The organism is Streptomyces sp. NPDC006296, from assembly GCF_040613235.1.
Taxonomy (GTDB): Bacteria; Actinomycetota; Actinomycetes; order Streptomycetales; family Streptomycetaceae; genus Streptomyces.
The window spans coordinates 199098-221950 of the sequence record NZ_JBEXRT010000001.1 but is presented as its reverse complement, the minus strand read 5'-3'; the positions used below and the strand labels follow the sequence as shown (position 1 = coordinate 221950).

Sequence of the window (22853 nt, the reverse complement as noted above, 5' to 3'; positions counted from 1 at the left end):
ACTGGCGGGGTGCCTCAACTACGTCTCGCACTCAATCAGATCGACGCGACCGTCGGAGACCTCGCGGGCAACGCCGAGTCGATCCTCCACTGGACCCGGCACGCCGCCGGACAGGGCGCCCACCTGGTGGCGTTCCCCGAGATGGTGCTGACCGGCTATCCCGTCGAGGACCTGGCCCTGCGGTCGTCCTTCGTCGAGGCCTCGCGGACCGCGCTGCACGGGCTCGCCGCCCGTCTCGCCGACGAGGGGTTCGGGGAACTGCCCGTCGTGGTCGGCTACCTGGACCGCTCGGAGCACCCCGCGGCACGCTACGGCCAGCCCGCGGGGTCCCCGCGCAACGCCGCCGCGGTGCTGCACCGCGGGCAGGTCGCGCTGAACTTCGCCAAGCACCACCTGCCCAACTACGGCGTCTTCGACGAGTTCCGGTACTTCGTGCCGGGCGACTCGATGCCCGTCGTGCGGGTGCACGGCATCGATGTGGCGCTCGCGATCTGCGAGGACCTGTGGCAGGACGGCGGCCGCGTCCCGGCCGCCCGTGCCGCCGGAGCCGGGCTGCTGCTGTCGATCAACGCCTCTCCGTACGAGCGCGACAAGGACGACACCCGGCTGGAGCTGGTCCGCAGGCGGGCCCGGGAGGCCGGCTGCACGACGGCGTACCTGGCGATGACCGGCGGCCAGGACGAGCTGGTCTTCGACGGGGACTCGATCGTCGTCGACGGGCAGGGCGACGTGATCGCCCGTGCACCGCAGTTCGCCGAGGGCAGCGTGATCCTCGACCTGGACCTGCCCGCCGCCGCGGCCGAGGCGCCGTCCGGGGTCGTCAACGACGCGCTGCGGATCGACCACGTGGTCCTGAGCGCCGAACCGCTGCCGCCCTACGAGCCGGAGCTGGCCGGCGGGTACGCCGAGCGGCTGGACGACGACGAGGAGCTGTACTCGGCGCTGGTCGTGGGGCTGCGCGCGTATGTCGCGAAGAACGGTTTCAGCAGCGTGCTGATCGGGCTCTCGGGCGGGATCGACTCGGCGCTGGTCGCGGCCGTCGCCTGCGACGCACTGGGCGCCGCGCACGTGTACGGCCTGTCGATGCCGTCGAAGTACTCCTCGGAGCACTCCAAGGGCGACGCGGCGGAGCTGGCCCGGCGCACCGGGCTGAACTTCCGCACCGTCCCGATCGAGCCGATGTTCGACGCCTACATGGGGTCGCTGGGCCTCACCGGGCTGGCGGAGGAGAACCTCCAGTCGCGGCTGCGCGGCACGATGCTGATGGCCGTCTCCAACCAGGAGGGGCACCTCGTGCTCGCGCCGGGCAACAAGTCCGAGCTGGCGGTGGGCTACTCCACGCTCTACGGGGACTCCGTCGGCGCGTACGGGCCGATCAAGGACGTGTACAAGACGTCGGTCTTCCGCCTCGCGAGGTGGCGCAACCGCGCCGCCGAGGAACGCGGGCAGACCCCGCCCGTCCCGGAGGCGTCCATCACCAAGCCGCCGAGCGCCGAACTGCGCCCGGACCAGGTGGACACGGACTCGCTGCCGGACTACGACGTGCTGGACCGCCTCCTGGAGCTGTACGTCGACCGGGACCAGGGCCGGGACGCGATCGTGGCGGCCGGGTTCGACGAGGCGCTGGTGGCGCGGACGCTGCGGATGGTGGACACCGCGGAGTACAAGCGCCGGCAGTACCCGCCGGGCACGAAGATCTCGCCGAAGGGCTTCGGCAAGGACCGCCGTCTGCCGATCACCAACCGCTGGCGGGAATCGGGCTGACCCGAAGTGTCCGGGGCCGGAGCCGGGCCGACCCGGGTCCGCTGCCGGAGGCGGGGACCGCCCCGGACGGGCCGGTGCCGGGAGCCGGGCCGGCGCGAAGGACCGGTGGGCCCCGGACTCACGACGAAGGGCCGGTGGGCCCCGGACGGGCGACAAGGGGCCGGAGGCCCCGGACCGCCCCGGAGTCACGCGAAAGGGCCGGTGGGGGTGCGTCTCGCGCACCGCCACCGGCCCGTCGTCGTGATCCGGCCCCGGTGGGCCGGTGGAGCGGCCGGCCCACACGCAGGGGGTCAGCCCTCGGAGGAGCGTGCCTCCGCGTAGGAGCGGGAGTCCGCGGGGGCGCCGGACGCCACGACACGCGAGGCGGCCGGGGTCCGGTCCAGGACGCCCGCCGTGACCGCCACGGCGAGTCCGGCGGCGGCCAGCACCGCGCCGACCAGGGCCGGGGACGTCCAGCCCCAGCCGGCCGCGATGGCGACCCCGCCGAGCCAGGCGCCGCCCGCGTTGGCGAGGTTGAAGGCGGAGTGGTTGGAGGCGGACGCCAGCGTGGGGGCGTCCTTGGCCTTGTTCATCACGAGCATCTGGAGCGGCGTGGTCGTCATGAAGCCGATGCCGCCGAGCAGGGCCACCATGACCAGGGCCGCCCACTGCACGTGCACCGTGAAGGGGAAGACCACCAGGACGACGGCCAGGGCCGCCAGCGAGCCGTACAGGGTGGGGCGCAGCGCCCGGTCGGTCAGCGGTCCCGCCGCCAGCGCGCCGAGGGTCATCCCGATGCCGAACAGCGCGAGGACCAGCGTCACCGAGGACTCGCCGAAGCCCATCGCCTCGGTCGTCATGGAGGAGAGGTAGGAGTAGACGGCGAAGACGCCCGCGAAGCCGAGGACGGCGGTGAGCAGGCCGAGGACGACCTGCCGGTTGCCGAGGGCGCTCAGTTCACGGCGTACGTTCTGGTGCGCCTCCACGGGGATCTGCGGCACGAGGCGGGCCAGCGCGGCCATCGCGGCCAGGCCGATCACCGCGACGACCATGAAGGTGGCGCGCCAGCCGAGGTGCTGCCCCAGCAGGGTGGCCGCCGGTACGCCGACGATGTTGGCCACGGTCAGACCGAGGAACATCGTGGCGACCGCGCGTGCCTGACGGCCGTCCGGCACCAGGCGCGCGGCGACGACCGCGCCGACCCCGAAGAAGGCGCCGTGCGGGAGCCCGGCGAGGAACCGGCCGGCGAGCAGCCAGCCGAAGTCGGGGGCGAAGGCGGAGGCGAGGTTGCCGACGGTGAAGACGGCCATGAGCAGCAGGAGCATCCGCTTGCGCGGGATCCTGGAGCCCAGTCCGGTGAGCAGCGGGGCACCGAGGACGACGCCGATCGCGTACGCGGAGACGAGATAGCCGGCGGTGGGCACGGACGTTCCCAGATCGTCCGCGACGTTGGGCAGCAGGCCCATCATCACGAACTCGGTGGTGCCGATGCCGAAGGCGCTCACAGCGAGGGCGAGCAGGGCCAGGGGCATGGGAAGAACCTTTCGGACGGGGGCCGCCCGGACCGTGCGGATCCGGGTGGCGGGGGCGGGGTGGTGTGCGGGAGCGTCGGCGTCAGAGCCGGGACGGGTTATGTACCCCGTCGGAACAAAGTCTCTCAGACGTTTTATGCCCGGACGTGAACATGCCGTTGCGAAGGGGTGTGATGTGGGCGTCACTCGGCGGGTGCGTCCGCACCGGAGCGCGCCGCCGGCGGGCCCGACGGCAGTGCCAGCGCTCCGGCGCCCACGAGCGCCACGCCCATGAGCAGGGCGCTCACCCAGACCGGGGCCCGGAAGCCGAGGCCGGCACCGAGGGCCAGACCGCCGAGCCAGGGTCCCGCCGCCGCTCCCACGTTGAAGGCGGCCGTCGCGAAGGACCCGGCGAGGGTCGGTGCGTCCGGGGCCAGCCGGAAGACCTGGGTGAGGAGCGTGGTTCCCGTCCCGAAGGCGAGTGCCCCCTGGAGCAGGACGAGGACGGGAGCGGCCGCCGGACGGTCCGCGGTCAGGGCCAGGGCGGCCCAGCCGGCGGCCAGCGCGGTCATACCGGTTCCGGTGACGGCCCCCGGGTGCGCGTCGGCGAGGCGCCCGGCCAGGGCGACCCCCAGGAACGAGCCGGCGCCGAACAGCGCCAGCACCACGGGAACCCCGCTCGCGCCGAGACCGGTGACCCGGGTGACGAGCGGTTCGAGGTACGCGAACGTGCAGAAGGTCGCGCCCTGCACGAGCGCCATGACCAGCAGCGTCAGCAGCAGCCGGGGCCGGGCGAGGGCGCGCAGTTCGCTCCTGGCGCTCACCTCCGGCGCGTCCTCGGGCGTGCCGGAGGGCACGGCCGGCAGCAGGGCGGCCGCGGCCGGTACGGAGACGAGCGCCACCGTCCAGAACGCGGAGCGCCAGCCCCACAGTTCGCCCAGCGCGGCCCCGGCCGGGACCCCCACCACGCAGGCGACGGTGACCCCGCCGACCACGACGGCGGTGGCCCGGGCCCGCTGGTGGGGACCGGCCAGGGCGAGCGCGGTGACCAGCGCCACCGCCCAGAAGCCCGCGTTGGCCAGTGCCCCGACGACCCGGGTGGCGAGCAGCACGCCGTAGCTGGAGGTCGTCGCCCCGGCGATGTGGACGGCGACGAACACGCCGAGGAAGAACAGCAGCGCCCGGCGGCGGGGCCAGGAGCGGCAGGCCGCCGCGGTGAGCGGCGCACCGATCACCATGCCGACCGCGAAGGCCGAGGTGAGCAGTCCCGCGGCGCCGAGTGGGACGTGCAGGTCAGCGGCGATGCCCGAGAGCAGGCCGGACAGCATGAACTCCGAGGTGCCCTGGGCGAAGACGGCCAGCCCGAGCACGTAGACGGCGAATGGCATGAGAAGAGGACCCCTTGTACGGAACCGTCGGAGGAACGGGCTGCGTGGAGGGGATGCGGACCGCGCCCGTCCGCACGCGTGGGAGCGCGAGGACGGCGACGCGAGGGAATGCCCGGTGTTCGTCACGGGCAGGGAAGTCGGCCCGCACCGCCGTGGAGGATCCGGCGGTGGCCGACGGGTGCGACGGGCGGAGCCCGGTGACCGCCGGGGTCAGGGGCTTTCGGCGTCGACGACCGGCCACCGGCGGACCGGTGGCCCGGGTCTGTCGGACTCGGGGCTGGGCATGGCTGCGAGCGTACCGCCCGGCGGCGGGGCGGCGCTCACCTTTCGACGGTGCTCACCACTGCACGCGGGCCGCGATCGGGAGGTGGTCGCTGTCGGTGGCGGGGAGGGTCCAGGAGGCGAGGGGTTCGACGCCCCGCACCATGATCTGGTCGATGCGCGCCATCGGGAACGCCGCGGGCCAGCTGAAGCCGAAGCCGTCGCCGGCGGCGCCCTGGGTGGAGCGCATCTGGGCGGTGACCGCGTTCAGCGACCGGTCGTTCATGGTGCCGTTCAGGTCGCCGAGCAGGACGACCCGCGCGACGGGTTCGTCCGCGATCGCCTCGCCCAGGGCGTCGGCGCTGTCGTCCCGCTGGGTGGCGGTGAAGCCGGCGTTCAGCTTGACCCGCACCGAGGGGAGGTGGGCGACGAACACCTTGACCGGGCCCTTGGGGGTGGTGACCGTGGCGCTCATCGCGCGGGTCCAGCCCAGCTTGATGTCCACGGGGCTGGAGTCCGTCACCGGGTACTTGCTCCACAGGCCCACGGTGCCCTGCACCGAGTGGTGCGGATAGCGCGCGGCGAGGGCCTCCTCGTACGCCTCCACCTTGCCGCTCGGCAGTTCCTGCAGGGCCAGGATGTCCGCGCCGGAGCCGGCCACCTGACGGGCGGTGCCCGCGGGGTCGGGGTTGCCCGCGTTGACGTTGTGGGTGGCGACGGTGAGGTCGCCCCCGGCACCCGACTTGTCGGCGAACAGCAGGCCGCCGAAGAGGTTCAGCCACACGGCGGCCGGCAGGACGAGGGCGATCAGCGCCGTCGCGGAGCGGCGCAGGAGGCCGAGGACCAGCAGCACCGGCACGAGGAGGCCGAACCAGGGCAGGAACGTCTCGATGAGACTGCCGGTGTTGCCGATGGTGTTCGGGATGTCCGAGTGCAGGACCAGCACGACGGTCAGGAGGACCGAGCAGAGCGCGAGGAGCACGCCCCGCCGCCAGATGCCCCGGTCCGAGGTCAGTTTCCGGCGTACGTCCCGGAATCGGGAGTCCGGCTGCGGACCCGCACCGGCGTTCTCGGTGTCCGCCCTGTACGCCTGCACCATTGCGCTCGTCCTCACTGCCTTGCCGTACACATCACCGCGCCTCCCGACCCTAGGCGATGGGTGACGCCGTTCCCGCCGTCGACGACGGCGGTTCTGCCATCAGGACGACCGGCACGGTGTGACGGGTTCCGGTCCGTGAGCCCGTTGTGAGGCTTGTGACAGAACGATCACAGAGGGGCGGACGACGGATCCGCCGCCGCGGCCTGCGGATTCCGGGCGCGTGGCGCGAGCCCCTGGAGGAGCGTCCCGATGATGCGGTCGGCGAGGTCGTCCGGCAGGGCGGCCTCGGGACGGTGGACGGTACGCACGAGCATGGGCCCCAGGAACAGGTCGTTCATGAGCTCCACGTCGAGGTCGTCGCGCAGCTCCCCCGCGTCGACCGCCCGCCGCACGGCGGACAGCATCACGGCGCGGCGGGGGGCGATGACGGTGCTCTGGTACTCGGCCCAGAGCCGGGGGTGCTTCTTCATCTGCACGAACACGTTGTGCAGGAGGGCGGAGGAGCGCTGGGCGAGGCCGCGCGTCCGCATGGATTCCAGCAGGACGCGCAGGTCGGCCAGGCCGGCGGTGCCGGAGACGGTGGGGTCGGGGGGCTCGATGTCGCGCAGCACGTCGACGAAGAGCTCCTCCTTGCCGCTCCACCGGCGGTAGATGGTGGCCTTGCCGACACCCGCGGTGCGGGCGATCCGCTCGATGGAGAGCCCGTCCAGGGTCTCCCCCGCCTCCAGCAGCCCGACGACGGCGTCGAGGATCGCCCGCTCCACGGCGGCACTGCGCGGACGGCCGCGACGGGGCTCGGGGCCCGGGCAGGGCGGGTCCGCCGGGTCCGCGGCCGGATCCTGCACCGGGTTCTGTCCCGCCTGCCGCACCTGGGCCGCCTCTCTCGCTGCGCCGTCCGCCGCTCACCGTCACGCCGTACGCCGGGTCGCCGTACGTCTCGATTCTCGCCGACCGGCCGGGGGTCGGGCGACTCCCCGGCCGGAACGGCGGTTCAGGGCCGCCCGACCGGCTCCCCGGTGCGCCGCTGCGCCGGGACCGGCTCGCCCTGCACGGCGGGCCGGCCCGGCAGGAACAGGGCGACCACCGCGGCGCCGATCAGCGCGACCGCGGCCGAGCCGAGCGCGGTCACGTGCATCGCGGAGATGAACGCGTCGTTCGCCGCGGCGATCAGCGGCCGGCCGGCCGGGCCCAGCTTCCCGGCGACGCCGAGGGTCGCCTCGATGGACTCCCCGGCGACGTCCCGCGCGGCGGCCGGTACGGCGTCGAGGTGGCCCTCGATGTCGCCCCGGTAGACCGTGGAGAGCACCGAGCCGAGCACGGCGATGCCGAGCGCACCGCCCACCTGGCGGAAGGTGTTGTTGATCGCGGAGCCCGAGCCCGCCCGCTCACGGGGCAGTGCCTGCATCACCGCGACGGTGACCGGCGGCATGATGTGCGCCATGCCGGTGCCCTGGACGAAGAAGACCAGGCACAGCACCCACAGCGGGGTGTCCACGTCGAACAGCGCGAAGGCGGCGAGGCCCGCGGCGACGAGCAGCATGCCGACGGTGCAGACCGCGCGGGCGCCGAACCGGTCGACGACCAGCCGGGCCCGCGGCGCGAAGATCATCTGTGCGGCGGCGAGCGGCAGGATCAGCAGTCCGGACTCCAGCGCGGTGTAGCCGCGCACGCTCTGCAGGTAGAAGGCGGAGAAGAAGGTGACGCCCATCAGCGCGAAGAAGACCAGCGCGATGGCGGCGACGGCGGCGGAGAAGGCGGGCTTGCGGAAGTAGGAGATGTCGATGGACGGGTGGCTGCTGCGCTTCTCGTGCCACACGAAGGCCGTCAGGACCAGCAGGCCGCCGATCAGCGGGGCGAGGACGGTGACGTCGGTGAAGGAGGCCAGCTCGCCGCCGCGGATGATGCCGTAGACCAGCAGGACCAGGCCGATGATGGACAGGACGACCCCGAGCGGGTCGACGCGGCCGGGGGCGGGGTCCTTGGAGTCGGGCACCAGGATCGCCATGGCGACGAGCGCGACGACCACCACGGGCACGTTGACCAGGAAGATCGAGCCCCACCAGAAGTGCTCCAGGAGCAGCCCGCCGGTGATCGGGCCTATCGCGATGCCGAGGCCGACGCTGCCGGCCCAGATGCCGATGGCCTTGGGCTGCTCGTCGCGCTCGAAGACGTTCATGAGGACGGCGAGGGTGGCGGGCATCACGAACGCCGCGCCGAAGCCCATCAGCGCGCGCCAGGTGATGAGTTCGCCGGGCGAGGAGGAGAGTGCGGCCAGGGCCGAGCCGAGGCCGAAGACGAGGATGCCGGCCAGCAGGACCTTCTTGCGGCCGATGCGGTCGCCCAGCAGTCCCGCCGTGAAGAGCAGGCCGGCGAAGACGAGCGTGTAGGAGTTGATCGCCCACTCCAGCTCGCTCTGGGTGGCGCCGATACCGGTCGGCGCGGGGCTGGCGATCGTCTTGACCGCGACGTTCAGGATCGAGTTGTCCAGAACGACGATGAGCAGGCTGAACATGAGGACGCCGAGGATGGCCCAGCGGCGGCGGTGGACCGCCTCCGGGACACGGGGCGCGACGGCGGGGGCGCCGGACGGTAGGGACATGGCGACGACCCTAGCCGACTTCCAATACGAGACCGTCTCGTATTGGAAAGACTTTACCCGGTCGCCGGGCACCGTTCACCGGACGCTGCGGGCCCACTTCCCGGGAACGCGTGCGGGATGCCACCATGGAAGGGATCCGGGGACGCCGTCAGGGCGCCTCGAGATGACGAAGGAGCCGTTGGCCATGTCGCTTCAGGCTGCGCAGAACCAGTCCGCCGCACCCCCCGCGGGTCCCCGCCCCGGCGCCGCGAAGGCGCTCTACGGAGGCACCGGCACCCGCCGCATCACCGTCCACGACATCGCCGCCGCCCAGGAGCGCGGCGAGAAGTGGCCCATGCTCACCGCCTACGACGCGATGACCGCGTCCGTCTTCGACGAGGCCGGCATCCCGGTCATGCTCGTCGGTGACTCCATGGGCAACTGCCACCTCGGCTACGAGAGCACCGTGCCCGTCACCATGGACGAGATGGCCGTCCTGTCGGCCGCCGTCGTGCGGGGCACCGAGCGCGCGCTCATCGTGGCCGACCTGCCGTTCGGCGCCTACCAGGAGGGCCCGGTCCAGGCGCTGCGCAACGCCACCCGGCTGATCAAGGACTCCGGCGTCGGCGCGGTCAAGCTGGAGGGCGGCGAGCGCTCCCACGAGCAGATCCGGCTCCTGGTCGAGGCGGGCATCCCGGTCATGGGGCACATCGGCCTGACCCCGCAGTCCGTCAACGCGATGGGCTACCGGGTGCAGGGCCGCGGCGAGGAGGCCGCCCAGCAGCTGCTGCGCGACGCGAAGGCGGTGCAGGACGCCGGGGCGTTCGCCGTCGTGCTGGAGCTGGTGCCGGCCGAGCTGGCCGCCGAGGTCACCCGCATGCTCCACATCCCGACCGTCGGCATCGGCGCCGGGCCCGACACGGACGCACAGGTGCTGGTCTACACCGACATGGTCGGCCTGACCGGCGGCAAGGTGCCGCGCTTCACCAAGCAGTACGCCGATCTGCGCAAGGTGATGGCCGACGCCGCCCGGGAGTACGCCGAGGAGGTCGTCGGCGGCACGTTCCCGGCGGCGGAGCACACCTTCCACTGACACCCCACACGACCACTGCCGCACCACCGACAGCCCGCCGACTTCCCCCATCGGCGGGCTGTCGCCCTGTGCCGGTCCGCTGTCGGCGACCTGTCGGTGAGATGTCGGTGGCGGCTGGTCCCATGGTGTCCATGACGCGAAACGACACGAACCCCAGGGGCGGCACGAACGCCGTCGAGGTGCGGGGGCTGGTCAAGCACTACGGCGAGACCAAGGCACTGGACGGCGTGGACCTCGATGTGCGCGAGGGCACCGTGCTCGGTGTGCTCGGACCCAACGGCGCCGGCAAGACCACCCTCGTACGCATCCTCTCCACGCTGATCGCACCCGACGCCGGGCACGCGGTCGTGGCCGGCTACGACGTGGTGCGCCAGCCCCGGCAGCTGCGCCGCACCATCGGCCTCACCGGGCAGTACGCCTCGGTCGACGAGAAGCTCTCCGGCCGGGAGAACCTCTACATGATCGGGCGGCTGCTCGACCTCCCGCGCAGCAGGGCCCGGTCCCGCGCCGACGAGCTGCTGGAGCGCTTCTCCCTCACCTCCGCCGCGAAGAAGGCCGCCATGGACTACTCCGGCGGCATGCGGCGGCGCCTGGACCTGGCCGCGTCCATGATCGGCAGCCCGGCCGTCCTCTACCTGGACGAGCCGACGACGGGGCTCGACCCCCGGACCCGCAACGAGGTCTGGGACGAGGTGCAGCGGATGGTCGCGGAGGGCGCGACCGTGCTGCTCACCACCCAGTACATGGAAGAGGCCGAACAGCTCGCCGGCGAGCTCACCGTCATCGACCACGGGCGGATCATCGCCCGGGGCGGGGTCGACGAGCTCAAGGCGAAGGTCGGCGGCCGCACCCTGCAGATCCGGCCCTCCGATCCGGCCGACCTGGCCGCGATGGCGCAGGCGCTGCGGGAGACCGGACTCGACGGCGTCGCCGGCGCCCAGGCGGTCCCGGACGAGGGACTGCTCCAGGTGCAGATCCTCAGTGACACACAACTGACCGCGGTGATCGGGCTGCTCGGCGCCCGGGGCTTCCCGCTCGCCCATGTGGCCACCGCACTGCCCAGCCTCGACGAGGTCTTCCTGGCCATCACGGGCGACCGGGCCACCGCCATCGACACGACACCCCAGGAGGTCGCGGCATGAGCACGACGACTCTGACGCCCGCCCCCACCGGCACGGGCACCCCCGAACCGGCCGTGCGGCTCCACGACGAGGGCCGGATCGGGCTGCGGAGCAACCTCCGCCACATCGGCGCGCTGGTGCGGCGCAACCTGCTCCAGATCAAGAAGGATCCGGAGTCGATGTTCGACGCGCTCCTGATGCCGGTGATCTTCACCCTGCTCTTCGTGTACGTCTTCGGCGGCTCGGTCGGCGGCAGCATGGGCGGCGACCGGCAGGACTACCTCAACTACCTGATCCCCGGGCTGATGGCGATGATGGGCATGAACATCGCCATGGCGGTCGGGTCCGGTGTCAACGACGACTTCCGCAAGGGGGTCATGGACCGGTTCCGCACGATGCCGATCGCCCGCTCCTCGGTGCTCATAGCGAAGATCGTGGTGGAGCTCGGCCGGATGATGGTCGCCACGCTGATCCTGCTGGCCATGGGCTTCGCGCTCGGCATGGAGCTCAAGGCGTCGGTGCTCGGGCTGATCGGGGCGATCGCCCTGTCCGCGGCGTTCGGCGCCGCCATCATGTGGATCTTCATCCTGCTCGGGCTGACCATGAAGACGGCTCAGGCCGTCCAGGGGATGGGGATGCTGGTGCTGATGCCGCTGCAGTTCGGCTCGTCGATCTTCGCCCCGACGCAGACCATGCCCGGCTGGCTCCAGACGTTCACCGAGTTCAACCCGCTGTCCAACCTGGCGGACTCGGCCCGTGCCCTGATGATGGGCGGCCCGCTCGCCCACTCGGTGTGGGTGACGCTCGGCTGGACCGTGGTCATCACCGCGGTGATGGCCCCGCTCGCGGTGTCCAGGTTCCGCAAGAAGTCCTGACGGGCCGCCCGGCCGGCGGCCGGCGGGTCAGTCCCGGTACGCCTCGACGAGGGCGGTGGCCTCCTTCTCGGAGAGGCCGCCGCCCTCGGCGTACGCGGCCTCGTAGGCGGCGTCGCCGAGCACGCCGCGGGCCAGCTCCTCCGCCGCTGCGTCGTTGCCCCGCTCCAGCGTCCTCGGCACGTGCCCCTCCGGCAGCAGGGCGCGTCCGGCGGCCAGCAGCCGCGCCGCGAGGGCGCCCCGGCGCTCCCCGCCGAGCCCGGCCAGCGCCCGCGCCACGGTGACCAGACAGAGCTGTTGCATCTGCGGCGCCACCGTCTGCGACATCCGGTCGTCGGTCCGTGCCAGTGCCTCCCTGCCCCGGGCCAGGGCGTCCGCGTACAGCCCCTCCTCGTTGTCCAGCCAGGCGATGCCGCCCAGCACGAACGCCTCGAAGACCCCGACGGAGACGGACCTGAAATCGTCGTACAGCAGGCCGAGCTGCTCGCGGGCCTCCACGGTCCGGCCGGACATGCCCAGCCACTCGGCCAGGAAGAACCGGGCGAACGACGTCCCCTCGTGCCCGACGAGCCGCCCGTCGCCGAGCACCTGACGGAAGATCCGCTCCGCCTCCTCGCCACGGCCGAGCTCGATCAGCGCGGAGGCGTACCGGGTGCGGAGCACCAGCACCTGCGCCCGGGCGCCGAGCCGCTCCGCGTGGCCGATCGCGGCCCGGTAGTCCTCGGCGGCCCGGACGTGGTCGCCCCGCTTCTCGTTGGCCTCGCCGCGCGAGGAGAGCGCCTCCGCCGTGCCCCAGTCGTCGCCGAGGCGGCGGACGATCTCCAGGCTCTCGTCGGCGTCCGCGAAGGCCGCGCCCGCCCAGTCGGGCCGGTTGGCCAGGACGTTGGCGCGCAGCTGGAGCACCGCGGCCAGGTCCCGCTCGCATCCGAGTCCCCGCGCGGCGCGGACCGTCTCGTCCAGCAGTTCCCGCAGGTCCGAGCCGCTCCCGGTGAGCACGACGGCGAAGAACCAGAGCGAGCCCGGACTGCGGCAGGTCTGCGGCTGGCCGGCCCGGTAGGTGGCGGCGATGACCCGCAGCCGCGCCATCCCGGCCTCGTCCGCCCAGAGGTCCATCGCGTGGTCCATGTGGACCATCCGGACCAGCGCCACCTGGCGCCGCGCCTCCTGGAGCATCTCCGGGCCCAGCGGCGGCGGCGCGTCGGTGCAGCGGTCCGTGAGGGAGGGCGCGGGGTCGACGGGCCCGGCGAACGGATCGGGTCCGAGCGCGGCGGCGGCCTCGGACCACTGCAGGGCGTCGCCGCGCAGATCGCGCAGCTGCCAGTACCAGGCGAGCGAGAGCACCATGCTGAGCGATTCCTGCTCGTCCCGCGCGGTGACGGCGTGCCGCAGGGCCGTGCGCAGGTTCTCGTACTCCCGCTCGAACAGTCCGAGGGCGTCGAGCTGTCCGGCGCCCCGGAGCAGGGGGTCGGTGGTGCGCGCCAGCTCCCGGTAGAAGGTGAGGTGCCGGCGCTCGACGGCGGTCCGCTCCCCCGTCTCGTCGAGCCGTTCGGCGGCGTACTCGCCGACGGTCTCCAGGAGGCGGTAGCGCATCCGGCCGTCCGCGGCGGGGGCGGCGACGACGAGGGACTTGTCGACGAGCGAGCCGAGCACCCCGGCGACGTCGTACGCGTCCTGCGGCCGTTCCGCGCAGATCTCCTCGGCGGCGGTGAGGGTGCAGCCGCCGGAGAAGACCGACAGCCGTCGCAGGGCGGTGCGTTCGTCCTCGTCCAGGAGGTCCCAGGACCAGTCGACGACCGCCCGCAGGGTCTGCTGGCGCGGCAGCACGGTGCGGCTGCCGCTGGTCAGGAGGCGGAAGCGGTCGTCGAGGCGGTCGGCGATCTGGCGCGGGGTCAGCATGCGCAGCCGGGCCGCGGCCAGTTCGATCGCGAGCGGGAGCCCGTCGAGGCGGCGGCAGATCTCGGCGCAGGCCGCCGCCGTCCCCTCGTCCGCGTCGACCCGGAAGCCGGCCCGTGCGGCGGCCCCGCGGTCGGCGAGCAGGCGCAGCGCCGTCGGGTCGGGCAGCGGGTCGACCGGCCGGACGAACTCGCCGGGCACGCCGAGCGGTTCACGGCTGGTGGCGAGGACGGTGAGCCCGGGGCAGCGGGCGAGCAGGTGGTCGGCGAGGGCCGCGGCCGCCTCGACGAGATGCTCGCAGTTGTCCAGCAGGAGCAGCATGCGGCGCCCGGAGCAGTGCTCGGTGAGCCGGGTGAGCGGGGTGCCCCGCTCGGTCGCCAGCAGCCCTTCCGCGCCCGCGCCGCGCAGCACGGTCTCGCGGGCGCCGAGCGCGGTCAGGACGGCCTCGGGCACGGCCTCCGGGTCGTCGACCGGGGCGAGCTCCGCCAGCCACACCCCGTCCGGCCAGTCGGCGGCGACCCGCTCGGCGGCCTCCTGGGACAGCCTGGTCTTGCCCGCGCCCCCGGGGCCGAGGAGGGTGACCAGCCGGGCCCGGCCCAGGTCCTCGGCGAGGCCGGCGAGATCGGCCTCGCGTCCCACGAAGCTGGTGAGCCGGGCCCGCAGGTTGCCCTGCGGCGCGGGCGGGGCGGCGGGCGCCGGGGCCGCGGCGGGCGGGGCCTGGTGCAGCAGGTCCTCGTGCAGGGCGCGCAGCGCGGGCCCCGGGTCGGTGCCCAGCCGGTCGGCGAGCAGGGCGCGGACCTCGTCGTACGCGGCGAGCGCCTGCGCGGTGCGTCCGGCGTCCCGCAGCGCCCTGATCCGGAGGGCCTGCAGGGGTTCGTCGAGGGGGTGGTCGGCGCAGAGCCCGGCGAGCTCGGGCAGCGCCTCGTCGGCACGGTCCTGCGCGAGGAGGGCCGCGGTCCGGTTCCGGCGGGCGTCCAGCCGCCTGGTCTCCCAGCGGGCCGCCGCCACCGCGCGGTCCGGCAGATCGGCGAGGGCGGGCCCGCGCCACAGGGCGAGCGCCTCGTCGAGGAGCACGGCGGCCTTCGGCGCGTCGCCGTCCTCCAGCGCCCGGGCGCCCTCCCCCGCGAGCCGCTCGAAACGGTGCACGTCGACGTCGTCCGGGCCGGCGTCGAGCCGGTAGCCGCTCGTGGCGGACCGGACGGCGTCCCGGCCCACCGCGCGCCGGAGGCGGCCGACGAGTGCCTGGAGGGCGCCGGGGGCGTCGGCGGGCGGATCGCCGTCCCACACCTCGTCGATGAGCACTCCGGCCGGGACCGTGCGCCCCGGGCTCAGGGCGAGCACGGTGAGCAGGGCGCGCAGCCGCGCCCCGCCGAGGGCGACGGCCGTGCCGTCGGCGCGCAGGGCGCGGGTGGTACCGAGGATGCCGTAGTGCACGGGCCCATTGTCCGTGACGGCGGGGCTCCGCGGGGAACTGCCACCCTCCGGTGACGTTCCCGCCCCGTCACCCGTACGCTCGGGGGCTCCAGCCGCTGTCCAGAAGCCCCCGGGAGTACCCGCGATGACCACCGCGTTCCGCCGACCCAGCGACCGGCGGGTCAGCCCGATCTTCCTCGGGATAGCCGCCGTCATGGCCGTCTCGGGCTGGGCGGTGTGGACGGGCTTCGCCCAGCAGACCGGTTTCGCGGTCTTCCTGTTCGTCACCGCCGCCTGGATCGTCTCGCTCTGCCTCCACGAGTACGCGCACGCGCGCACCGCGCTGCACAGCGGTGACATCTCCATCGGGGCGAAGGGCTATCTGACGCTCAACCCGCTCAAGTACACGCACGCCCTGCTGAGCATCGTGCTGCCGGTGCTGTTCGTCATCATGGGCGGCATCGGCCTGCCGGGCGGGGCGGTCTACATCGAGCGGGGTCGCATCCGCGGGCGCTGGAAGCACAGCCTGATCTCGGCGGCAGGCCCGCTGACGAACGCGCTGTTCGCCGTCGTCTGCACGGCCCCGTTCTGGCTGGGCGCGCTGGACGGCGTCCCGGTGCCCTTCCGGTTCGCGCTGGCCTTCCTGGCGCTGCTCCAGGTGACGGCGGCGATCCTGAACTTCCTGCCGATCCCGGGCCTGGACGGCTACGGCGTGGTCGAGCCGTGGCTCTCGTACAGGATCCGTCGCCAGGTGGAGCCGTTCGCGCCGTTCGGCCTGATCGTGGTCTTCGCCCTGCTGTGGATCCCGGAGCTGAACAGCGTCTTCTTCGGCGCGGTGGACGCGCTGCTGAGCAGCCTGGGGGTCAGCGAGGTCGAGACGTACTGCGGGCTCGACACCTACCGCTTCTGGCAGGAGTGGTTCGGCGACCAGGACGCGGGCTGCGCCCTGATCCGCTGAGGGCTGCCCCGTAATCCCCGGTGGATCGGCGCGCGGCGTCAGATGCGGTGCATCGCAAGGCGGAGGGACGTTCGCATACTGGATGTGTTCGGGCGTTCCGACAACGCAGCGAGGTGCCGTAGCTGTCGTCGCGCGCCCGTCAGGGATTACGGGACAGCCCTTAGGCCCCGTCCGCGGCGCCGGCGCGGGACTCCGCGCGGTGCCTGCGCACGTAGAACCAGGCCATGTTCGAGGAGAGGCCGGCCAGCAGCACCCAGACGATCCCGAGCAGGCTGCCCTCGGCGAAGGAGACCGCGGCCGCGGCGACGGCCAGGACGCAGACGGCGATGGAGTAGAGAGCGAGGCGGGGCATGAGGGCGGGTGCTCCTGTCCGGGGATGGTGCGTGGGCCCGTCCAGTCTCCCTCATGCCCGGTTCGGCCCGGGGCACGGGCTCACACGTCGGTGGTGCGCAGCCCCGCGTGTGCCCGGTAGCGGCGGTTGACCGAGATCAGGTTCGCCACGAGGGACTCGACCTGGTGCGCGTTGCGCAGCCGGCCGGCGAAGACGCCGCGCATGCCGGGGACCCGGCCGGCCAGCGCCTGCACGATGTCGGTGTCGGCGCGCTCCTCGCCCAGCACCATCACATCGGTGTCGATCTCCTCCAGGCTCTCGTCCTGGAGGAGCACCGCCGAGAGGTGGTGGAAGGCGGCGGTGACCCGGGAGCCGGGCAGCAGGGCGGCGGCCTGCTCGGCGGCGCTGCCCTCCTCGGGCTTCAGGGCGTAGGCGCCCTTCTTGTCGAAGCCGAGCGGGTTGACGCAGTCGACGACGAGCTTCCCGGTGAGCTCCTCGCGCAGGGACTCCAGGGTCGCGGCGTGGCCGTCCCACGGCACGGCGACGATCACGATGTCGCTGCGGCGCGCGCACTCCGCGTTGTCGGCGCCCTCGACGCCGTGGCCCAGCTCGGCGGCGGCGGCCTCGGCGCGGTCGGCGGCGCGGGAGCCGATGACGACCTTCTGCCCGGCGCGGGCGAAGCGGTGGGCGAGCCCGCGGCCCTGCGGGCCGGTGCCGCCGAGCACGCCGACGGTCAGTCCGGACACGTCGGGCAGGTCCCAGGGGTCCTTGGCGGGGGGCTTGGGGGCGCTTCCACTGTCATTCGTTGTCATGGCGCCGACCCTACTGCGAGGCGGCGGGCGCCTTCCTCCGCCGTCGCCGCTCCACGGTGTCCGTCACGGCCACGAGGAGGATCGCGGCGAGCACAGCGACCGGCCCCGTCAGGACCCTGACGGGGTACCACGCGTCCGTGCGGGCCCCGACGAGCGGGAAGAGCCCCGAGGTCACGGCGCTCGCCCAGAGGACCAGGCCTGCGACGCCCCGCATCCGCAGCATGCGCGGCGTGACGCGGCGGAGCAGCCACGCGGGCGCCCGGCCGCGCAGGAAGGCGAGGGACACCGGCAGGACCAGCAGGGTCCAGCCGAGGGACCAGGACCAGGCGAAGGTGTGTGCGGCGGTCATGGCCTCATCCTGGCGGGGCGGCGGGGGCGGGGCGGGGCCCCGGCCCGGCAGTCCTCGTCCGGGTGAACTGCCGGGATCGGGCAGTCCCGGGCAGATGACCGGGGGCAGGATGCCGGGCCATGGATGCTGTGCGTGTCGCGTTGCTGCGGGAAGTCCTGGCCGGTACCGAGTGGCCCACGGCGGCCCGCGGGTTCGCCCGGACCCTGCGGTCGTCGGTCGTGCCCCGGGGCGGCGGGCTGCTGCTGGTGGGGACCGAGGTCCACGAGCCCTGGCACATGGCCGCGCACCTGGTCGACGAGTCCACCTGGTCGGGTCTGCCGCAGCTGCGGCCGACGCTGGTGCGCCACCGGGTGGAGCCGGACGATCCGGCGCACCTGGCCGTCGGGCTCGGCCGGATCGAGGCGGCGGGGCGCGGGGAGACGCTGCTCGTGGTGGCGCCGGAGCGGCCGGGAGCCGGTCTGCTGGAGCGCGTGCACGACGCGCGGCGGGCGGGGGCGACCGTGCTGGCGCTGGACGGCGGGGACACCGAGGTGAGCGGCCTCGCCCACGAGGCGCTCACGGTGACGGACGACGACGAGGTCGATCTCGACACGGTGCAGCACCTGGTGAGCGCGGCGGCCGGGGAGAACGTGGCGGTCGCCGCGCGGGGCCGCAGGTCCTTCCGGGACCGGCTGTCCCGGCTGGCGGACCAGCTGACGGCCCCTCCCCCGTCGCGGTGGTGAGAGCCGCCGGGGCGGCCCGGGACCGGAGGCCGCGAGGCGGCGAGAGGCTGCCGGGGCGGTGCTGCCGGGGCCGGAGGCCGCGCGGCCGACGGGAGCCAGCCGGGGCGGGGCGGGGACCCGGTCCGCCGTACGGTCCGGCGGGGCGGTCCGGCGGGGCGGTCCGGCGGGTGGCGTACGTCCCGACGCCGCTCACCCGCAGCGCCGCGACGGCCGGGGACGTGAACCGGCGGCGGGAGCCGGCCCCGGCGGAGGCCGGACCGGGGCCCGGCGGGGCCCGGCGCGGACGCCGGGGTGCCGCCCGGCGTCCGGGGCCCGTCCGACGGCCCTCAGGACCGCTCGTCGCCCGCCCCGTCCTGGCGGTCGTGCCACTTCGGGTCGTTCTCCCACTCCAGGTTCCGCTCGCGCGCCGTGTCCATCGCGCGCTGCGCCTCACCCCGGGTGGCGTACGGGCCGAACCGGTCCTTCGCGGGGCACTCCGGGCCTTCCTCGACCGATCCGTGCTCCAGGCAGTAGTACCACTCGCCCGGTTTGCCCACCGTGCGCTTCTTGAACAGGGCCATTGCCGAATCCTTTCCTCGTTGCCATGGTGCCCCGAGCACGCTGGTTAGACTCGCTGACATGTCTGGCCAGTCGCTTCTCGCACCAGGGGAGATCACTCCCGTCCGTTCCGTCCCCGGCAGGATCCGGCGCCCCGAGTACGTGGGCAAGCCGGCCCCCGCCCCGTACACCGGGCCGGAGGTCCAGGACTCCGGCACCCTGGAGCGCATGCGGATCGCGGGCCGCATCGCGGCGCAGGCGATGGAGGAGGCCGCCAAGCACATCGCCCCGGGGGTCACCACCGACGAACTCGACCGGGTCGCCCACGCGTTCATGGTGGACCACGGGGCCTACCCGTCGACGCTCGGCTACCGGGGCTTCCCCAAGTCGCTCTGCACCTCGGTCAACGAGGTCATCTGCCACGGCATCCCGGACTCCACCGTGCTGCGCGACGGCGACATCGTGAACCTCGACGTGACCGCCTACATCGACGGGGTGCACGGCGACAACAACGCCACCTACCTCTGCGGGGACGTCGACGAGGAGTCGCGGCTGCTCGTCGAGCGCACCCGGGAGTCGCTGAACCGCGCCGTCAAGGCGGTGCGGCCCGGACGCCGGATCAACGTCATCGGCCGGGTGATCGAGTCGTACGCGAAGCGGTTCGGGTACGGCGTGGTGCGGGACTTCACGGGGCACGGGATCAACACCTCGTTCCACTCCGGGCTGATCATCCCGCACTACGACAGCCCGCAGGCGACGACCGTGATGCAGCCCGGGATGACCTTCACGATCGAGCCGATGCTGACGCTCGGGACCCACGACTACGACATGTGGGACGACGGCTGGACCGTGGTGACGAAGGACCGGAAGCGGACCGCGCAGTTCGAGCACACCCTGGTGGTGACCGACACCGGGGCGGAGATCCTGACCCTCCCGTAGGGCACTCCCCCGCCTTCTTGCCGACAGCCGGTCGGGAACCTGTTGACTTAGGTATGCCTAAGTAAGAGGATCAGCATATCGGTGCGCGGCAGCCTGTCCAGCTGCCGCCGGTACGGACGCCCGTGTCCGGACTTTCCGCCCCTCGGTCCCCGGAGGCCCGCCTTGGACTCGACCGCCACCACCACGCCCTTCTCCACGCTGATCCGCACCGCCTCGCACGAGCAGCACACGGAGGCGGAGTCCTCGGCCTTCATGGGCGACATGCTCGGCGGACGGCTCGGTGTGGAGGCGTACGCGCGCTACACCGAACAGCTGTGGTTCGTCTACCGGGCACTGGAGGAGGGCGCGCAGGCGCTGCGCGAGGACCCGGTCGCCGGGCCCTTCGTCCGGCCGGAGCTGATGCGCACGGCCGAGCTGGAGCGCGACCTCGCCCATCTGCGGGGCGCGGGGTGGCGGGAGGGCCTGGAGCCGCTGCCCGCCACCGCCGCGTACGCCGCGCGGATCACCGAGGGCGCCCGCGCGTGGCCCGCCGGGTACGTGGCGCACCACTACACCCGCTATCTGGGCGACCTCTCGGGCGGCCAGATCATCCGGGGCACCGCGGAGAAGACCTGGGGCTTCGACCGCAAGGGCGACGGGGTCCGGTTCTACGTGTTCGAGGAGATAGCCAATCCGGCCGCCTTCAAGCGGGAGTACCGGGAGCTGCTGGACGCGGTGGACGCGGACGACCTGGAGAAGCAGCGCGTCGTCGAGGAGTGCAAGCGCGCGTTCACGCTGAACACGGCGGTCTTCCGCGCGCTGGACGAGGTCTTCCCGCGCAGCGCGTAGCGGCGCCGGGCGTCCGTCAGGACGCGACGGCCAGCAGCACCCGTCCGCCGACCTCGAACGTGCCGTCCGGCGCGGGCGCGGTGAGGATCTGGGAGCCGCGCCCCTGGGTGATGTTGAGGGCGCGGCCGAGTGCCGCGCTGAGCAGCATGGCCGCCGCACCGGTCGCCTCGTCCTCGCCGGCGTCCACGGCGCCGGGCCCGTCCTCGGCGGAGCTGCCGTCGGCACCCTCCTCGGGGCGCCGCGGGAAGCAGCGCGCCCGCACGCGCCCGGCGGCCTCGTCCTCCCAGGCCCAGGCGTAGAGCGGGCCCTCGCCGGGCGGCGGTCCGGTCAGCGCCTCGACGTCGGCGACCGAGGCGTACTGCTCCAGCGTCCCCGGCGGCGCCCATTCGGGGCGGCCGGTGATCCAGGTGAACTCGCCGTCCTGGCGCGCCGCCACGTCCCCGATGGGCAGTTCGAGCACCTCCAGGTCGAGCAGCCAGGCGGCGCCGAGGAGGGGGTGGCCCGCGAACGGCAGTTGCAGGCCGGGGGTGCGGATGTCGACGGTGCCGCGCTCGGGGTCGTCCACGAACACCGTCTCGCTGAAGCCGAGTCTGCGTGCGAGCGCCTGCCGGGAGTCGTTGTCGGGATATCTGCGCCCGTCGCGCACGACACCGAACGCGTTGCCGTGGCTGCCGTCCGGGCCGCAGAACACACGCAGTACGTCGATGCCGTCGGGTACGTCGAAGTCGTTCACACGGGCATTCAAGCACCGCTCGGGGCCCCTTGACGCCACGGGCCGCACCGGCGCGGTGTGCCGGTGCGGGCGTGTCCCGCGGGGTGCGGAGACCAGACGGTACGGCGGCGGCGTGCGGCGATCAGCACGGCGGCGCCCGCCGCCACGACGGCCCCGGAGGCCGCGATCAGCGCGGTGGCAGACGGACCGGGCGGTGGTGCTCCACGGCGGCCGGGTCGCGGCCGCCGGGCCCCCCGCCGAGGTGTTCACCGGCACGCTGCTCGGCGAGGTCCACCGGCAGCCGGTCGAGGTGTTCCCGCACCCGCGGACCGGGGTTCCGCTCGTCGTACCGAAAAGGCTTGCTTGACCCGCCCTTGACCTCCTCCCGGGTTCGCCTTGGGCCTGCCGTGACCGGGCCGTTTCCGACCCGGCGGAGTGAGACCCGAATCACCTCACGGACGGGTGGCGGCCCGGTGCCGCCCGGTTAAGTTAGGCCAGCCTCACCTAGCGTCCGTCCCCCGCTCTTTCACCCTCGTGGAGCCCTCATGCGTGCCCTTCGTCCCTCCGTCGTCACCGCCGTCGCCGCGGTGGCCGCACTGACCGCCGTCACGGGCTGCGCCGAGAAGAGCGACGGCAAGGGCGACGGAGCGGTCCGCGTGGTGGCCACGGACGACTCCTGCGAGGTGTCCTCGACGTCGGTCCCGGCCGGTCACGTCGAACTCGCCGTGGAGAACAAGGGGTCCAAGGTCACCGAGGTCTACGTCCTCTTCCCGGACGACCGGATCGTCGCCGAGCGCGAGAACATCGGTCCCGGCACCAGGGCGAGGATCACGGCCGAGATCAAGGCCGGCACCTACGTGATCGCCTGCAAGCCCGGCATGAAGGGCAAGGGCATCCGCCAGAAGGTCGAGGTGACCGGCGGGAGGACCGCCGCGCGCAGCCCGGAGATGGACGCGGCCGTGGCCGGCTACCGCGACTACGTGCAGGCGCAGGCCGACGAGACGCTGCCCCGGGTCAAGGTGTTCACCGACGCCGTGGCCGCGGGCGACGTGGAGGCGGCGAAGAAGGCGTACGCGGTCTCCCGGATCGGCTGGGAGCGCACCGAGCCGGTCGCCGAGTCCTTCGGCGACATCGACCCGAAGGTCGACGTCCGCGAGGACGGCCTGGAGGACGGCCAGAAGTGGACCGGATGGCACCGCCTGGAGAAGGCGCTGTGGAAGGACGGGAAGCTGGGGGCCGAGGAGAAGGCCCTCGCACCCGTCCTGCACACGGACCTGCTGGACTGGCAGAAGCGGGTCGGCCGGGCCGAGATCACCCCGACCTCGATGGCCAACGGCGCCAAGGAGCTCCTCGACGAGGTGGCCACCGGCAAGGTCACCGGTGAGGAGGAGCGCTACAGCCACACCGACCTCGTCGACTTCAAGGCCAACGTCGAGGGCGCGGAGCGGTCCTACACACTCCTGAAGCCGATCGCCGCGAAGAACGACGCCGCGCTGACCGCCTCCCTGGACAAGCGGTTCGCGGCGCTGGACGCCCTGCTGGACACCTACCGCGCGGACACGGACTCCTACGACTTCACCTCGTACGACAAGGTCGGCACGGCGGACCGCAAGAAGCTCTCCGACGCGGTCAACGCGCTCGCGGAGCCGCTGTCCGAGCTGGCCGCCGCGGTCACGAAGTAAGGGACGCGATC

At 73.5% G+C, this 22853-nt stretch carries 20 protein-coding genes and 1 pseudogene; 10 read left to right on the top strand and 11 right to left on the bottom strand.

Annotation, left to right across the window (positions count from 1 at the left end; translation table 11 throughout):
- Nucleotides 1–9: 9 nt before the first annotated feature.
- Nucleotides 10–1764, top strand: coding sequence for an NAD+ synthase (locus ABZ172_RS01080; protein WP_356878774.1), 1755 nt, complete (start codon nt 10–12; stop codon nt 1762–1764).
- 290 nt (nt 1765–2054) lie between these two features.
- On the opposite strand, the gene ABZ172_RS01075 is transcribed toward ABZ172_RS01080, so the two are convergent.
- The 5 genes from ABZ172_RS01075 to ABZ172_RS01055 form a co-directional block, all read right to left on the bottom strand.
- Nucleotides 2055–3275 carry an MFS transporter gene (locus ABZ172_RS01075; protein WP_356878772.1) on the bottom strand — a complete coding sequence of 407 codons (1221 nt, stop codon included), beginning with the start codon at nt 3273–3275 and terminating at the stop codon, nt 2055–2057.
- A 182-nt stretch (nt 3276–3457) separates the two neighbouring features.
- The gene (locus ABZ172_RS01070; RefSeq protein ID WP_356878770.1) at nt 3458–4642 is read right to left on the bottom strand and encodes a Cmx/CmrA family chloramphenicol efflux MFS transporter; all 1185 of its coding nucleotides are present in this window, start codon (nt 4640–4642) and stop codon (nt 3458–3460) included.
- A gap of 337 nt (nt 4643–4979) precedes the next feature.
- On the bottom strand, nt 4980–6002 hold the full coding sequence (locus ABZ172_RS01065) for an endonuclease/exonuclease/phosphatase family protein (RefSeq protein ID WP_356878768.1): 1023 nt from the start codon (nt 6000–6002) through the stop codon (nt 4980–4982).
- A 167-nt stretch (nt 6003–6169) separates the two neighbouring features.
- The gene (locus ABZ172_RS01060) at nt 6170–6847 is read right to left on the bottom strand and encodes a TetR/AcrR family transcriptional regulator (protein ID WP_356878902.1); all 678 of its coding nucleotides are present in this window, start codon (nt 6845–6847) and stop codon (nt 6170–6172) included.
- A gap of 146 nt (nt 6848–6993) precedes the next feature.
- Nucleotides 6994–8601: an MFS transporter gene (locus ABZ172_RS01055; RefSeq protein ID WP_356878766.1), complete on the bottom strand. Its 1608-nt coding sequence runs from the start codon at nt 8599–8601 to the stop codon at nt 6994–6996.
- Nucleotides 8602–8785: 184 nt separating this feature from the next.
- Here ABZ172_RS01055 and panB point away from each other — a divergent pair, with 184 nt between their 5' ends.
- From panB to ABZ172_RS01040, 3 genes are all read left to right on the top strand, one after another.
- Nucleotides 8786–9673: a 3-methyl-2-oxobutanoate hydroxymethyltransferase gene (panB, locus tag ABZ172_RS01050; protein WP_356878764.1), complete on the top strand. Its 888-nt coding sequence runs from the start codon at nt 8786–8788 to the stop codon at nt 9671–9673.
- Between the two features lie 122 nt (nt 9674–9795).
- Nucleotides 9796–10815: an ATP-binding cassette domain-containing protein gene (locus tag ABZ172_RS01045; protein WP_356878762.1), complete on the top strand. Its 1020-nt coding sequence runs from the start codon at nt 9796–9798 to the stop codon at nt 10813–10815.
- Nucleotides 10812–11669: an ABC transporter permease gene (locus ABZ172_RS01040; RefSeq protein WP_356878760.1), complete on the top strand. Its 858-nt coding sequence runs from the start codon at nt 10812–10814 to the stop codon at nt 11667–11669. The genes ABZ172_RS01045 and ABZ172_RS01040 overlap by 4 nt, the downstream gene beginning before the upstream one ends.
- 27 nt (nt 11670–11696) lie before the next feature.
- On the opposite strand, the gene ABZ172_RS01035 is transcribed toward ABZ172_RS01040, so the two are convergent.
- Nucleotides 11697–14993: a BTAD domain-containing putative transcriptional regulator gene (locus tag ABZ172_RS01035; protein WP_356878758.1), complete on the bottom strand. Its 3297-nt coding sequence runs from the start codon at nt 14991–14993 to the stop codon at nt 11697–11699.
- A gap of 124 nt (nt 14994–15117) precedes the next feature.
- Between ABZ172_RS01035 and ABZ172_RS01030 the strand changes: the two genes are divergently transcribed.
- Nucleotides 15118–15930 (top strand): site-2 protease family protein, encoded by an 813-nt coding sequence (locus ABZ172_RS01030; RefSeq protein WP_356878756.1) that lies wholly within the window; start codon nt 15118–15120, stop codon nt 15928–15930.
- Between the two features lie 160 nt (nt 15931–16090).
- Here ABZ172_RS01030 and ABZ172_RS01025 read toward each other — a convergent pair whose 3' ends face one another.
- The 3 genes from ABZ172_RS01025 to ABZ172_RS01015 form a co-directional block, all read right to left on the bottom strand.
- Nucleotides 16091–16282, bottom strand: a complete 192-nt coding sequence (locus ABZ172_RS01025) for a hypothetical protein (protein ID WP_356878754.1) — start codon at nt 16280–16282, stop codon at nt 16091–16093.
- Nucleotides 16283–16362: 80 nt separating this feature from the next.
- Entirely contained in the window at nt 16363–17073 is a 711-nt protein-coding gene (gene npdG, locus ABZ172_RS01020) for an NADPH-dependent F420 reductase (protein ID WP_356878752.1), read from the bottom strand.
- Nucleotides 17074–17083: 10 nt separating this feature from the next.
- Nucleotides 17084–17422, bottom strand: coding sequence for a hypothetical protein (locus ABZ172_RS01015; RefSeq protein WP_356878750.1), 339 nt, complete (start codon nt 17420–17422; stop codon nt 17084–17086).
- A gap of 119 nt (nt 17423–17541) precedes the next feature.
- Between ABZ172_RS01015 and ABZ172_RS01010 the strand changes: the two genes are divergently transcribed.
- Nucleotides 17542–18144 carry a hypothetical protein gene (locus ABZ172_RS01010; protein WP_356878748.1) on the top strand — a complete coding sequence of 201 codons (603 nt, stop codon included), beginning with the start codon at nt 17542–17544 and terminating at the stop codon, nt 18142–18144.
- Nucleotides 18145–18470: 326 nt separating this feature from the next.
- Here ABZ172_RS01010 and ABZ172_RS01005 read toward each other — a convergent pair whose 3' ends face one another.
- Nucleotides 18471–18704: a hypothetical protein gene (locus tag ABZ172_RS01005; protein WP_356878746.1), complete on the bottom strand. Its 234-nt coding sequence runs from the start codon at nt 18702–18704 to the stop codon at nt 18471–18473.
- A gap of 58 nt (nt 18705–18762) precedes the next feature.
- On the opposite strand from ABZ172_RS01005, the gene map reads away from it, so the two are divergent.
- Nucleotides 18763–19620, top strand: coding sequence for a type I methionyl aminopeptidase (gene map, locus ABZ172_RS01000; RefSeq protein WP_356878744.1), 858 nt, complete (start codon nt 18763–18765; stop codon nt 19618–19620).
- A gap of 162 nt (nt 19621–19782) precedes the next feature.
- Entirely contained in the window at nt 19783–20448 is a 666-nt protein-coding gene (locus tag ABZ172_RS00995) for a biliverdin-producing heme oxygenase (RefSeq protein ID WP_356878742.1), read from the top strand.
- A 16-nt stretch (nt 20449–20464) separates the two neighbouring features.
- On the opposite strand, the gene ABZ172_RS00990 is transcribed toward ABZ172_RS00995, so the two are convergent.
- Complete coding sequence (locus tag ABZ172_RS00990) at nt 20465–21181, bottom strand: PhzF family phenazine biosynthesis protein (RefSeq protein ID WP_356878740.1); 717 nt, start codon at nt 21179–21181, stop codon at nt 20465–20467.
- Nucleotides 21182–21365: 184 nt separating this feature from the next.
- On the opposite strand from ABZ172_RS00990, the pseudogene ABZ172_RS00985 reads away from it, so the two are divergent.
- Together ABZ172_RS00985 and efeO are read left to right on the top strand one after the other, a co-directional pair.
- A pseudogene (locus tag ABZ172_RS00985) lies at nt 21366–21527 on the top strand (hemin ABC transporter ATP-binding protein); the annotation flags it as partial.
- A gap of 178 nt (nt 21528–21705) precedes the next feature.
- Complete coding sequence (gene efeO, locus ABZ172_RS00980) at nt 21706–22842, top strand: iron uptake system protein EfeO (RefSeq protein ID WP_356878738.1); 1137 nt, start codon at nt 21706–21708, stop codon at nt 22840–22842.
- The last annotated feature ends 11 nt before the right edge of the window (nt 22843–22853 follow it).

Bases quoted from the DNA above. Each gene is read 5' to 3' on its own strand.
- ABZ172_RS01025 (WP_356878754.1), bottom strand. From the start codon at position 16,282: ATGCCCCGCCTCGCTCTCTACTCCATCGCCGTCTGCGTCCTGGCCGTC.
- map (WP_356878744.1), top strand. From the start codon at position 18,763: ATGTCTGGCCAGTCGCTTCTCGCACCAGGGGAGATCACTCCCGTCCGT.
- panB (WP_356878764.1), top strand. From the start codon at position 8,786: ATGTCGCTTCAGGCTGCGCAGAACCAGTCCGCCGCACCCCCCGCGGGT.
- ABZ172_RS01055 (WP_356878766.1), bottom strand. From the start codon at position 8,601: ATGTCCCTACCGTCCGGCGCCCCCGCCGTCGCGCCCCGTGTCCCGGAG.
- ABZ172_RS01040 (WP_356878760.1), top strand. From the start codon at position 10,812: ATGAGCACGACGACTCTGACGCCCGCCCCCACCGGCACGGGCACCCCC.
- ABZ172_RS01070 (WP_356878770.1), bottom strand. From the start codon at position 4,642: ATGCCATTCGCCGTCTACGTGCTCGGGCTGGCCGTCTTCGCCCAGGGC.
- efeO (WP_356878738.1), top strand. From the start codon at position 21,706: ATGCGTGCCCTTCGTCCCTCCGTCGTCACCGCCGTCGCCGCGGTGGCC.
- ABZ172_RS01075 (WP_356878772.1), bottom strand. From the start codon at position 3,275: ATGCCCCTGGCCCTGCTCGCCCTCGCTGTGAGCGCCTTCGGCATCGGC.
- ABZ172_RS01010 (WP_356878748.1), top strand. From the start codon at position 17,542: ATGGATGCTGTGCGTGTCGCGTTGCTGCGGGAAGTCCTGGCCGGTACC.
- ABZ172_RS01065 (WP_356878768.1), bottom strand. From the start codon at position 6,002: ATGGTGCAGGCGTACAGGGCGGACACCGAGAACGCCGGTGCGGGTCCG.
- ABZ172_RS01015 (WP_356878750.1), bottom strand. From the start codon at position 17,422: ATGACCGCCGCACACACCTTCGCCTGGTCCTGGTCCCTCGGCTGGACC.
- ABZ172_RS01005 (WP_356878746.1), bottom strand. From the start codon at position 18,704: ATGGCCCTGTTCAAGAAGCGCACGGTGGGCAAACCGGGCGAGTGGTAC.
- ABZ172_RS01045 (WP_356878762.1), top strand. From the start codon at position 9,796: ATGGTGTCCATGACGCGAAACGACACGAACCCCAGGGGCGGCACGAAC.
- ABZ172_RS01030 (WP_356878756.1), top strand. From the start codon at position 15,118: ATGACCACCGCGTTCCGCCGACCCAGCGACCGGCGGGTCAGCCCGATC.
- npdG (WP_356878752.1), bottom strand. From the start codon at position 17,073: ATGACAACGAATGACAGTGGAAGCGCCCCCAAGCCCCCCGCCAAGGAC.